A 12,310-nucleotide genomic window follows, 5' to 3' on the forward strand; every position below is an offset into this window, starting at 1 on the left:
CCTATCCCTTTTGCGCTTGCACTGCTTGTAAACTCTTTTGAGCAATCTGGGTAATTTGATCCCATTGCCCCTTTGCCATCAAGTCTTGAGGGGTCAGCCACGATCCCCCCACACAGGCGACATTCTCTAGGGCTAGATACGCGCCCATGTTCTCTAAGCTAATCCCCCCAGTGGGGCAGAATTGTACCCCCTTAAAGGGCGCACTCAAGGATTTGAGCAATTTCACCCCCCCCACCGCCTCAGCCGGGAAGAGTTTGAGCGCGTCAAAGCCGTATTCTAAAGCCAACATCAATTCGCCCGCGCTGGCTACGCCCGGGATCAGGGGAATATCTATGCCTTGGGCTTCTTTGGCAAACTTGGCGTTGATCCCCGGGCTAATGGCAAAGCGCGCCCCGGCTTCTTTAGCTTGTTTGAGCATGGGGGCATTTAAAATCGTGCCCGCCCCCACAATCGCCTCGGGGACTTCTTTAGAAATCAAGGCGATCCCCTCTAGCGCGCCTGCTGTACGCAAGGTGATCTCTAAAATCTTAACCCCCCCTTTTAAAAGGGCATGGGCTAGGGGCACGCCTTGTTTGGGGTCTTGCAAAGTGATCACAGGGATTAACGGGCCGGTGTTTAAAATCTCTTTAGCTTGCATGGTGTTCTCCTCAATGTCCAAAACTGGTTGCCCCATTCTCTGCGCTGGTGGCTAAACTCCTAAAACCGGCAAAGAGTTCGCGCCCACTGCCCACATGGACGCGCTGTATCAGATCAGACTCCCTAGCCTCCCATTCTCTAGGTTCTACAAGCGCTTCTAACACCCCCTCTTGTGCGTCTAAAAGCACCTCATCGCCCTCTTGCACGCGTGCGATCGCCCCGCCTAGCAACGCCTCCGGGCTGATGTGGATGGCAGCGGGCACTTTGCCTGAAGCCCCACTCATACGCCCATCGGTGAGCAAAGCCACTTGAAAGCCTTGATCTTGCAGAGTGCCTAAAATGGGGGTGAGTTTGTGCAACTCGGGCATGCCATTAGCCCGGGGACCCTGATAGGGCAAGACCGCGACAAAGTCGCGATTCAAATCCCCTTGCTCAAAACGATCTATAAATTCTTGTTGGGAGTGAAAGACTAAAGCGGGGGCTTGGATTTTTTGGTGTGCTGGAGCGACTGCGGAGATTTTGATCACCGCGCGCCCCAAATTGCCCTTTAAAGTTCTAAGCCCCCCGTCTGCACTAAAGGGTTCTTTTACAGGGCGCACGATATTGGTATCCAAACTCTCTAATACGCCCTCTTTGTAGGTGAGCTCACCCTCAAGCAAATAGGGGTTTTTGGTGTAGGCTTCTAGCCCAACTCCCATGATGGTCTGGCAATCCTCATGCAAAAGCCCGGCTTTTAGCAATTCACGCACCACGAACGCTAGCCCCCCTGCTGCTTCAAATTGATTCACATCGGCTTTGCCATTAGGATAGACGCGCGCCAGTAAGGGGGTGATCTGTGAGATCGCATCAAAATCATCCCAATTAATGATAATCCCCGCGGCTTTGGCGATGGCTACAAGGTGGATGGTGTGGTTGGTTGAGCCCCCGGTTGCCATCAAACCCACCATCGCGTTGACAATATTCTTTTCAGAGAGCAACACCCCAATAGGTTGCACTTCTTTAGTCGCCATGTGTGTAGCGGCTGCTTTAACTAGGGCTTGTCTTAAAGAGGTGTTGGGGTTGATGAAAGCCGAATTGGGCAGGTGTAAACCCATTAACTCCACCATCATTTGGTTAGAGTTTGCCGTGCCATAAAAGGTACAAGTGCCCACAGAATGGTAAGACTGCATTTCGCTCTCCAAAAGCGCGTCCCTAGAAATCTTGCCCTGTGCAAACAGCTCCCTAGTTTTAGATTTTTGCGCGTTAGAAATCCCGCTAGTCATAGGACCTGAGGGCACAAAAATACTGGGCAAATGCCCAAAACTTAATGCACCAATGAGCAATCCGGGCACAACCTTATCACACACGCCTAAATAAAACGCCCCATCAAAGACATTATGAGAAAGCGCGACCGCGCTGCTCATCGCGATCACATCGCGTGAAAACAAACTAAGCTCCATACCCTCATAGCCCTGTGTGATCCCATCACACATCGCTGGCACTCCCCCGGCAAATTGCGCGCTCAAACCATGTTTAGCTAGCTCTTCTTTGATCCAATCTGGATAAGTTTTAAAAGGCTGGTGGGCAGAGAGCATGTCATTGTAAGCCGAGACAATGGCAAAATTGCGCCTTTGGGTGTCCTTGATGGTGGCTTTGAGATGATCGGGCAGGCTGGCATAGGTGTGGGCTAAATTGGCACAACCCAAGTCCTTACGGGCGATCTTGCCCCGATGTGCGGCGATGCGCTCTAGGTAAGCTTGGCGGGTGGGTTGGCTGCGTTCTATGATAATTTTTGTAACATGTTCTAGGGCTTTTAGTGCCATCAATGATCCTTGTGTATCTAGTGTGCGTCTAAAGTATGCTATCTTTTTGGTAAAAGTATCCCACATATAAAGGATTTGAATGCGCGAAGGCCATTTTATTTTGTTGGGCGCAACGGGAGATTTAGCTTTGCGCAAAATTTTCCCCGCCCTCTATGTGGCCTTTAAGGATCAGTTATTAGCTCCTCGTATCTTAGCTACGAGTCGTTCGCGCCTCAGCCAAGCGGAGTTTTTACAAATATTAGACACCAAGTCAAAATCGCATCTTAAAAATCTTGATTTGACATTATGGGAAAGTTTTACCCAACATATTGAGTATGTGGCGATGGACTTGACCCAAGCGCAGGATTTCAACGCCCTTACAGCCCGCCCCCTCCACCCTAACACGATCATCTATTTCTCCATCGCTCCGGAGTTTTTTGCCACCACTTGCGCGCACTTAGCCCAAGTGGGGCTGAATGCCCCCCAAGTGAAGATCGTGCTAGAAAAGCCCCTAGGGGTGGACCTGCACTCCGCGCGCGCCATCCACAAGAGCATCGCCCAGCACTACCAAGAAAACCAAATCTATCGCATCGATCACTATCTGGGCAAACAGAGCGTACAAAATCTCTTGCATCTGCGCGCCTCTAATGCGCTCTTGCAAACCCTTTTGCATAGAGATCATGTCGATCATGTCCAAGTGAGCGTGTGCGAAACTTTGGGGGTGGAGAGTCGGGGGGGCTTTTACGATCCTATGGGGGCGTTGCGCGACATGCTCCAAAACCACATGCTCCAAATGCTCACCTTGCTCACCATGCCCTTGCCCTCAAACCTAAATGCCTCCTCTATCCGTCAGGCTAAACTCTCCTTACTCCAAAGCCTCAAACCCCTAGAGAATAAAAACTTGGCTAGCCAGGTCATCCGTGCCCAATACAGCGCAGATGGCGCGCTTGCAGGTTATCGTCAAGAACCCCATGTCAATCCTAACAGCCAAACCGAAACCTTTGTCGCGCTCAAATTAGAGATCGATCGCCCTGAGTGGGCGGGCGTGCCCTTTTACTTGCGCACGGGCAAGCGCATGGGGAGTTCTTTTGTGGAGGTGGTGGTTAGCTTTAAGGGGGGTGCTCCCCTTGTCTTTAGGATACAGCCCAACCCCGCCATTTCTCTAAATCTGCATGCCAATACCCCCCTTGTGTTGCAAAGCGCGCTAGAGAGTGGGATGGACGCTTACCAACGCCTCATCTTAGACGCGTTTGACTCCAATCAAAGCGCGTTCAACCACCAAGACGAGCTAGAAGCCGCTTGGGTGTGGCTCGATCCCATCTTGCAGGCATGGCAGGCAAACCAAACCCCCTTGTATTTCTACCCAGCGGGGAGTTTTGGACCACAAGAAGCCTTTGAACTTTTAGAAAAAGAGGGGCGTGCGTGGTTTTAAATTTTTTTGAACTTGCCAATAAGGGCACTCCTCAAGGATACCTAGAGGATTTTGGATGCCATGCTAGCGCATTCATAAATGATCTAGATCATCGCCATGCCAGAGAGCATCACCAAATCCATATCGCCTTTTCGGGGGGTAAAAGCCCGATCCCCTTTTTAGAGTATATGGCAGGATTTAAGCGGTGGGATGGCTACACACTGAGTTTAGTAGATGATCGCATTGTCCCCCCCGATCACGAAGATAGCAACGCGTCTTTGATCCATAGGCATTTTTTGGACAAGGTGCGCTCTAAATTTAACATTGAAGTGCCCTTTAGCCCCTTGGTAACAGATGCTAGCCTACCCCCTGAGATGATCTTAGCAAAAGCCCTAGAGAATTATCAACAACCCGATTTAGCGCTGCTTGGCATGGGCTTGGATGGACACACCGCCTCGCTTTTCGCTGATGCTCCTGAATACGAGCACGCCCTAAGCACCACAGATCCCCTTGTGCTCACCACCCCTCAAAACGCCCCCCACAAACGCATTAGCATGAGTTTGCACGCCCTGCAGAGTTGCAAAGAAACTTGGTTGCTCATCTCTGGGGAGGAGAAGCGCAGGGTTTTTGAGGAGGCTGCTAAGGGGATCAACCCCAAGCTTCCCATTTCTTTTATTCTGCATTCCAAGGTGCTTTGTAATATCTTCTATGTCCCATGAAACCTACCGCTACCTCAAGGAGTTATAATGATTGTGTTTTTTAAAGAATTCCCCGCCCAAAGGCCTCAAGGGTCTGAAGATAGTTATGTAACTGTAGCCCATGGGATTTCAGGTTTTGCAAGCGATTGGCTCACCTTTCCTCCCATTCAACAAGATCATGTGCGCATGGCTTTTTCTGGGGACAAAACACTCATTCCTTTGCTAAAAGCACTAGCAGAAATCTACTCTCCTTGGTGGGAGGACTTTTCTATCTGTCTTGTAGAGGAACAGGTGGTAGATAAAGATCATGCGCAGAGCAGTGCTAGATTGATTGAAGAGTATTTTTTAAAGAGGTGTAGGGCTAACTTTTCCGTGCCCTTGCCCTTTACCCCCCTTGTGTGCGATGCGACCTTGCCTCCGGAGGCTATCCTCCAAGAAGCGCTTTTTCAATACCAACAGCCCGATGTTGCCCTACTAGGCATGGGTGCTGATGGGCGCATCGCCTCGCTTTTCCCCGATGCGCCTGAATACGAGCACGCCCTAAGCGCCACAGATCCCCTTGTGCTCACCACGCCTACCCACGCCCCCTTTAAATGCTTAGGCATGTCTTTAAGCGCGCTTGAAAATTGCAAAAGCATTTTTTTGTTTGCCTCTGGGGAAGATAAAGGGGCTGTGCTTGATCTAGCCAAAAAGGGGATCAACCCCCAACTTCCTATTTCCTACATCTTACATTCTGAAAAGGTAGAGTGCTTTGTCTTCTGTATCCGATAAAACTTACCCCCGCCTCTTGGCTGACATTGGAGGCACGAACGCGCGCTTTGGGCTAGAGGTCGCCCCTGGCAAAATTGAATCCATTGAGGTTTTACCATGTCAAGATTATAACACCGTCGTAGATGCAATCAAGACTTATTTAACCAAAACCAACAACCCCCCCGTGAAATACGCTGCCATCGCCATCGCTAACCCGGTGATGGGTGATTGGGTGCAGATGACCAACCACCACTGGGCGTTTTCCATTGAAACCACGCGCCAAGCTCTCAAGTTAGAGGTACTTATCCTTATCAATGACTTCACTGCCCAAGCCCATGCTATTTCTAAGATTAACTCGGAGGAATTGTTACAAGTGGGGGGGAGTGTGTGTGAGATCGACGCGCCCAAAGTGGTCTTAGGGCCGGGTACGGGGCTAGGGGTGAGCGCACTCATCCCTTGTTGTGATGGCTCTTACACAGCCTTGGCCGGAGAGGGGGGGCATGTGAGCTTTGCGCCCTTTGATGACACCGAGATCATGATTTGGCACTACGCGCGCAAGAAGTACGGGCATGTTTCTGCAGAGCGCTTTTTGAGTGGGGCGGGATTAGTGCTTATCCATGCGGCTTTAGCTGATAGAGAGGGCATTAAACCCACTAAGATGACTCCTGAGCTTATTAGTCAGCAGGCTTTAAGTGGTAAATCACCCCTATGCCGCTTGACTTTGGATATTTTCTGCACCATCTTAGGCACGGTGGCTTCCAATATGGCTTTGATCTTGGGGGCACGCGGGGGAGTGTATCTATGTGGGGGCATTATCCCACGCATTATTGATTATTTTAAAACTTCGCCTTTCCGCTTGCGCTTTGAAAACAAGGGGCGTTTTGCTGCCTACTTGGCGGCTATTCCGGTGTATGTGGTGCTCTCTAAATATCCCGGACTTAAAGGGGTAGCAGTCGCCTTGGACAATCACTTAAAGGCTAAAGTATGAGCTTGACAACCCTGAATGCTTTTAAGGCTTTGCACGCGCATTTTCGAAACTTAGAACAGGTGCATATGAAAGATATGTTCGCGCGTGATCCAGAGCGCGCCACGCGTTATTTCCTCAAAGTGGGGAATTTATCTTTAGATTATTCCAAGAATCGTATCGATGATGAAACCTTGAAACTTCTAAGAGACCTCGCTCAAGAATGCGCCCTAGAACGCAAGATTGAAGCCATGTTTTCTGGAGAAAAGATCAACGCCACAGAGGGGCGCGCGGTGTTGCACACGGCGTTGCGCAAGCAAACCCAAGAGCCCGTTATGGTGGAAGGGCAGGATGTGATGCCTAAGGTGCGCGAAGTGCTCACGCGCATGGCAGATTTTAGCGATGCGGTGCGTTGTGGGCGTTGGTTGGGTTATACCAATCAAATTATTACGGATGTGGTTAATATTGGTATTGGGGGCTCGGATTTGGGTGCGCTAATGGTGTGCAAAGCGCTGAAACATTACGCCCACCCACGCCTAAACATGTATTTTGTCTCCAATGTGGATGGGATTCAAATCCAAAGCGTGCTGGATAAAATCCATCCTGAGACCACACTTTTTATTGTGGCTTCTAAGACTTTTTCTACCCAAGAAACCTTGACTAACGCGTTGAGCGCACGGGCATGGTTTTTAGCCCATGCTCATGATACGCGCCATATCGCTAAGCACTTTGTAGCGCTCTCTACCAATAAGCAAGCCGTACAAGACTTTGGGATCGACACGGCAAACATGTTTGAGTTTTGGAGCTGGGTAGGAGGGCGTTATAGCCTATGGTCAGCGATTGGACTTTCTATCATGATCTATTTGGGCAAGGAAAATTTTCAAGCGCTCTTGCAAGGAGCGTTTGAGATGGACATACATTTTAGAAGTACGCCCTTCGAACATAACATGCCTGTAATCTTAGCTTTGCTGGGAATTTGGTATGTGAATTTCTTTGATGCGGGTAGCCATTTGATCGCCCCTTATGATCAATATTTGCGCTATTTTCCTAGATTTATTCAACAACTAGACATGGAAAGTAATGGCAAGCGCACCACTTTAGGGGGGGAAGTGGTGGATTACGACACCGGACCCATCATTTGGGGGGATATTGGAATCAACTCCCAACACGCCTTTTTTCAACTACTCCATCAGGGCACGCATTTAACCCCCATTGATTTTATTGCCTCTTTGAGTAAAGAGGGCAATTTGCCCGGCCACCATGAGATTTTACTTAGTAATGTGTTTGCTCAAGCGGAAGCGTTTATGAAGGGTAAGGGTTACCACGAAGTGCTTAATCAAATGCTAGAAAAGGGGATGTCCCTTGAGCGCGCGCGCGCGCTCGCTCCCCACCGCGTGTTTTCAGGTAATCGCCCTAGCAATATGCTTTTACTCGATGCGATCACGCCCAAGAGTATTGGGAGTTTGGTCGCGCTTTATGAACATAAAATTTTCGTGCAGGGGGCTATTTGGGACATCAATAGCTTTGATCAATGGGGCGTGGAATTAGGAAAAGAGTTAGCTAAAGATATTTTGGTCCAATTGCGCGAGGGGAGTGCACAAAATCCCCATGATAGCTCCACACAACACTTAATCAATCTCTATAAAATCTATAATAAAGGAGTTTTGCATGCAGACCAAGAGTAATAATTTTGCTCTAGCCAGCCTCACCGCGCTGTTTTTTATTATGGGATTCATCACGGTGCTCAACGATATTCTAGTGCCTCATCTTAAGAAAATCTTCGATCTTAATTATTTTGAAGCGGCTTTAATCCAGCTTTGTTTTTTTGGCGCGTATTTTATTACGGGGGGACCTTTTGGGAAACTTTTAGAGAAGATTGGTTACCCGGTTGGGGTGGTGGGGGGTTTTTTGATCACTGCTTTAGGTTGTGTTCTCTTTTACCCGGCCGCTTCTACAGGATCTTATCCCATCTTTTTAGGCGCGCTCTTCGTCTTGGCTAGTGGGATCGTGCTTTTGCAGACGGCGGGTAACCCTTTTGTAACCCTATTGTCTCCGGGTAAAGAAGCCACCGCGCTCACTCTCGTGCAAGCCTTCAACTCGCTAGGCACATTCTTAGGTCCACACTTTGGTGCTCTGTTAATTATTTCTGGCACAGCTGAAGTAGCAGATAAGATTAAAGAAGCTGAGTCGGTGCAAATTCCCTATTTGATCATTGCCGGGGTGTCCGTCTTGTTAGCTATTGTGTTCTACTTACTGAAGCTACCTGATGTGCGCGCGCGCGCCGAGCAAATCAGCGAAGAGAATCACGATGGCAAACAGAGCATGTTTGAATACCCTCATCTAGTGCTAGGGGCATTAGCGATCTTTTTTTATGTGGGTGCGGAAGTTTCTATTGGCTCATTCTTAATTTTAACGATGGAAAAAGTGGCTAGTTTAGATGCCAAAACTAGCGCACACTATATTAGCTTCTATTGGGGTGGAGCGATGGCAGGACGCTTCTTAGGAAGTGCTATCATGGCTAAGATCGCACCTAATAAATGTCTAGCCTTCAATGCAATCACAAATATTATCTTAATCGCTTTAGCCATTGTTTTTGATGGACAGGCTACAATATATCTCTTAATAGCTATTGGATTCTTCAACTCTATTATGTTTCCCACTATTTTCTCTTTAGCGACTAAAAATTTAGGTAAATTCACAAGCCAAGCTTCTGGACTTATTTGTATCGCCATTGTTGGGGGCGCGCTTGTACCCCCTGTACAAGGGATTATTGCCGATTACATGGGACTTATTACTTCCTATCTCGTGCCCATGGTCTGCTACTTCTATATCGTCTTCTTTGCCCTTCAAGGCTACAAGGTCATAACAGACAAAGAACACCTCTAGGTTAAAAAGGAGGGGGTTAATCTTTCAGCATCTGCCACAGCTGGGTTTGATCCATAACGGGGATGCCCCGTTCTTGGGCGCGCTCTAACTTGCTTCCCGGATTGTCCCCATAAATGAGTAAATGGGTGGCCGCGCTCATGCTGCTTTTCACACATGCCCCTAAACTTTCTAAACGCGCGCTCAAGGCCTCTCTAGAGACACTAAAAGTACCTGTCAACACGATGTTTTTTTGATTGAAAAAAGAAGACTCTTGTACAAGGGTACTAGGAGGGGTGGGTTCTAGCAGGTGCAATAATTGGGCGATGAGATCGCGATTTTCATGCATGAATTGCTCTAACGCGTTAGCCATCTTGTGCTCAAAGCCAGGCAGGGCTTTAAAATCTTGCGCGCGTTTTGTAAACACCTCTAACCCGAAGGCTTGGGCTAGGGCTTTGCTCGCCCCCTTGCCGATGTACTCAATCCCCAAGGCGTTGATTAAACGCCATAACGGGGCGTGCTTGGTGTTGGCAATGGCATCTAGGAGATTTTGGGCGCGTTTGCGCTTCCAGCCCTCTAGAGTGAGCAAGGTTTCTAGATCGAGCGTATAAAGGTCAGTGATCCCACCAATACACTTTGATTCTAGCAGTTGCGCCACCACCCTATCCCCCAATCCGGCAATATCCAAACCATGCTTAGAGGCAAAATGTACAATTTTTTCCTTGAGTTTGGGGGGGCAGTGGGGGTTAGGACAAAACAAGGCGCGATCTCTGCAGGAGAGGTCGCATGCGCAACGATGGCAATAGGGTTTATATTCTAAAACCCCTTCACACACCAAACAATGCGTACTTAGGGTATTTCTGCCATATTTACGCATAAAGGCATGGCAGGTGGGGCAGAAGTTGGGCTTGTTTTTCAGGAGTAAAGACATCTTGCACGCGGGGCAGTGGTTGAGTTCTTGTTGGGCTAGGGGAGTATCACATGCAGGGCAGTGGGTGGGGGGGATGATGGGGGTTTGCGTGCCATCGCGCAGATGGATTAAAGGCTTGATGAGTTTAGGAATCACATCCCCACTTCTAACCACCACCACCATGTCATGGAGCATAAAGCCCCTTTGCTGAATTTCGGTGTAATTATTGAGCGTGGCTTTAGAGACTCGCGCCCCATCAAGCACTATGGGCTCTAAAATCGCCACTGGAGTGATCGCCCCTGTACGCCCGATTTGGGGAGATACCCCTAAAAGTTTAGTGTGCTTTTCTGTGGCGGGAAATTTGTAAGCGATCGCAAAACGGGGGGCTTTGAGGGTGAATCCTAACTTGACTTGCAACGCGAAAGCATCGACCAAAATCACCATGCCATCCATGCCCACCTGTGCATGCGCGCGTTGGGCGTGTAACTCTGTATAAGCGCGTTCGATCTCTGCAAGATTGGTGCATGTTAAAAAGCGCGTGGGTAAAAAACCATCGCCCATGATCTCTTCCATCATGGTTTTAAAGCTGGGACTAGTGGGTTGGCAACGCCCCAAGCCCCAGGGCATAAAGGTGAGTTTGCGCGCCGCGCAAATTTTAGGATCGAGTTGGCGCAAACTCCCCGCTGCGGCATTTCTAGGGTTGGCAAAGAGGGGTTGTCCTTGATGGAGGCGTTCTTGATTCAATCTTTCAAAATCCGCGCTCTCAATGACCACTTCCCCGCGAATTTCTAGGGGTCCTGTGTAAGCAATGCGTAAAGGGATGGAGGGGATGGTCTTGGCGTTGTGAGTAACAAGCTCCCCTTCAATCCCATTCCCCCGCGTGGCAGCACTCACTAATTTTCCCTGATGATAAAAGAGATTGAGCGACACCCCGTCGAGCTTGGGCGAACAGGTGAAACTAGCATGGGGGTAAACTTTAAAAATGCGCGCAAGCCATGTTTGTAAGCCCTGCGTGTCAAAGACATTATCCAAACTCCACATGCGCTCTAAATGGGTGTGTTTGGGCAAATACGCGAGCAAAGCCCCGCCCACGCGCTGGGTGGGAGAATGCTCTAAAAGATGCTCTGGGTGGCTGTGTTCGTAATCCTTGATCTGCTGGTAGAGGGTGTCGTACTCTGAGTCGCTGATGAGGGGATCGTCTAGCACATAGTAGTGGTGTGCGTACACGCAAGCTTGCTCGACACATTTTTGATAGTCTTGAAAAGTTTGTATCATTTCCTAGTCTTTGCTATAATGAAGGGCATTGTAGCGGACTTTAGGTTAAGATAAAGGACAGGCTTGGTTAGTGATGTGGACACCACAATCTCTTTGCATTTGAATAACGAGGCGCAGTTTTTGTGTTTCACTTTGAGCGATGATAGCAATAACGATGCCGAACTCTATGGCATCAATATTTTTAAAATCCGCGAAATTATTTATTACGATGGGGATGTTACCGAAACGGTGGGGGGTAACGAGAGCATGATGGTGGGTTTTTTGACCATCAGGGGGGAGTCTGTACCCTTAATTGATGTGAGTCGTTGGTTGCATTATGAACCTGACAATCCCAATAAAGATTTGAGCGGTGCATCTATCCAAAGCGAAGAGAATCTAGTGATCGTGTGTGAGTTTTCTAGCTGTGTGGTGGGGTTGAGAATCTTTGCTATCAAGCGCATAGTACATAAGAATTGGGGCGATGTGAGTGTGGGGGATAAACAAGGTTTTGGCACAGGGGGTAAGGTGAGCGCGATCACACGCTTTGAACAGGATCGCGTGATTCAAATCTTAGATGTAGAGCGTATGTTAATAGATACCTTCCCAGCTTTGCGTGAAATCAATCAGCTTAAAGCGCAATTTGTGGAGGCGATCAAGAGCGATAAGGTGATCTTCATCGCCGAGGATTCTCAAGTTGCAATGAAGAACCTAGAAAGAATTGTAGAAAATTTACATCTCAAATACGAAGCTTTTCCCAATGGCGAGGCGTTGCTCAAGCGACTTTTTACAGATGATGCGCTTGCGCGCGTGGGAGCAGTCATTACCGACTTGGAGATGCCCGTTATTTCCGGCTTTGAGGTGCTTAAGCGGATCAAAGAGGACGCACGCACCAAGCATCTGCCCGTCATCATCAATTCTTCGATGAGTAGCGAATCTAATAAGCAGCTTGCCGACTCTTTGCATGCTGACGGGTTTGTCATCAAATCCCATCCTGATGAAATCCGCGAACTCTTGCACGCGTATTTGCAAGTCTGAATAAAAGGA

Annotated in this window: 10 protein-coding genes; 7 read left to right on the plus strand and 3 right to left on the minus strand. The window is 48.8% G+C overall.

From position 1 onward, the window contains the following. Position 1 precedes the first annotated feature (1 nt). On the minus strand, positions 2-637 hold the full coding sequence (locus tag C6G87_RS05865; RefSeq protein ID WP_104752635.1) for a bifunctional 4-hydroxy-2-oxoglutarate aldolase/2-dehydro-3-deoxy-phosphogluconate aldolase: 636 nt from the start codon (positions 635-637) through the stop codon (positions 2-4). Positions 638-647: 10 nt separating this feature from the next. After that, complete coding sequence (edd, locus tag C6G87_RS05870; RefSeq protein WP_104752595.1) at positions 648-2,438, minus strand: phosphogluconate dehydratase; 1,791 nt, start codon at positions 2,436-2,438, stop codon at positions 648-650. Positions 2,439-2,517: 79 nt separating this feature from the next. Between edd and zwf the strand changes: the two genes are divergently transcribed. Genes zwf through C6G87_RS05900 form a run of 6 tightly spaced genes read left to right on the plus strand, consistent with a single transcriptional unit; the run spans position 2,518 to position 9,126 of the window. Next, positions 2,518-3,849 (plus strand): glucose-6-phosphate dehydrogenase, encoded by a 1,332-nt coding sequence (gene zwf / locus C6G87_RS05875; RefSeq protein WP_104752596.1) that lies wholly within the window; start codon positions 2,518-2,520, stop codon positions 3,847-3,849. Beyond that, on the plus strand, positions 3,840-4,547 hold the full coding sequence (gene pgl, locus C6G87_RS05880) for a 6-phosphogluconolactonase (protein WP_233709037.1): 708 nt from the start codon (positions 3,840-3,842) through the stop codon (positions 4,545-4,547). The genes zwf and pgl overlap by 10 nt, the downstream gene beginning before the upstream one ends. 27 nt (positions 4,548-4,574) lie before the next feature. Continuing rightward, a complete protein-coding gene (locus tag C6G87_RS05885; RefSeq protein ID WP_104752597.1) occupies positions 4,575-5,297 on the plus strand; it encodes a 6-phosphogluconolactonase in 723 nt (240 codons plus the stop codon). After that, on the plus strand, positions 5,278-6,264 hold the full coding sequence (locus C6G87_RS05890; RefSeq protein WP_104752598.1) for a glucokinase: 987 nt from the start codon (positions 5,278-5,280) through the stop codon (positions 6,262-6,264). Before C6G87_RS05885 ends, C6G87_RS05890 begins: the two co-directional genes overlap by 20 nt. Continuing rightward, a complete protein-coding gene (gene pgi / locus C6G87_RS05895; protein WP_104752599.1) occupies positions 6,261-7,925 on the plus strand; it encodes a glucose-6-phosphate isomerase in 1,665 nt (554 codons plus the stop codon). The genes C6G87_RS05890 and pgi overlap by 4 nt, the downstream gene beginning before the upstream one ends. Further along, positions 7,909-9,126, plus strand: a complete 1,218-nt coding sequence (locus C6G87_RS05900) for a sugar MFS transporter (protein WP_104752600.1) — start codon at positions 7,909-7,911, stop codon at positions 9,124-9,126. The genes pgi and C6G87_RS05900 overlap by 17 nt, the downstream gene beginning before the upstream one ends. Positions 9,127-9,142: 16 nt before the next feature. On the opposite strand, the gene ligA is transcribed toward C6G87_RS05900, so the two are convergent. After that, positions 9,143-11,287 carry an NAD-dependent DNA ligase LigA gene (gene ligA / locus C6G87_RS05905; RefSeq protein ID WP_104752601.1) on the minus strand — a complete coding sequence of 715 codons (2,145 nt, stop codon included), beginning with the start codon at positions 11,285-11,287 and terminating at the stop codon, positions 9,143-9,145. 63 nt (positions 11,288-11,350) lie between these two features. On the opposite strand from ligA, the gene C6G87_RS05910 reads away from it, so the two are divergent. Further along, positions 11,351-12,301, plus strand: coding sequence for a chemotaxis protein (locus C6G87_RS05910; RefSeq protein ID WP_104752602.1), 951 nt, complete (start codon positions 11,351-11,353; stop codon positions 12,299-12,301). Positions 12,302-12,310 lie beyond the last annotated feature (9 nt).

The organism is Helicobacter baculiformis (genome assembly GCF_900197685.1).
Lineage (GTDB): Bacteria > Campylobacterota > Campylobacteria > Campylobacterales > Helicobacteraceae > Helicobacter > Helicobacter baculiformis.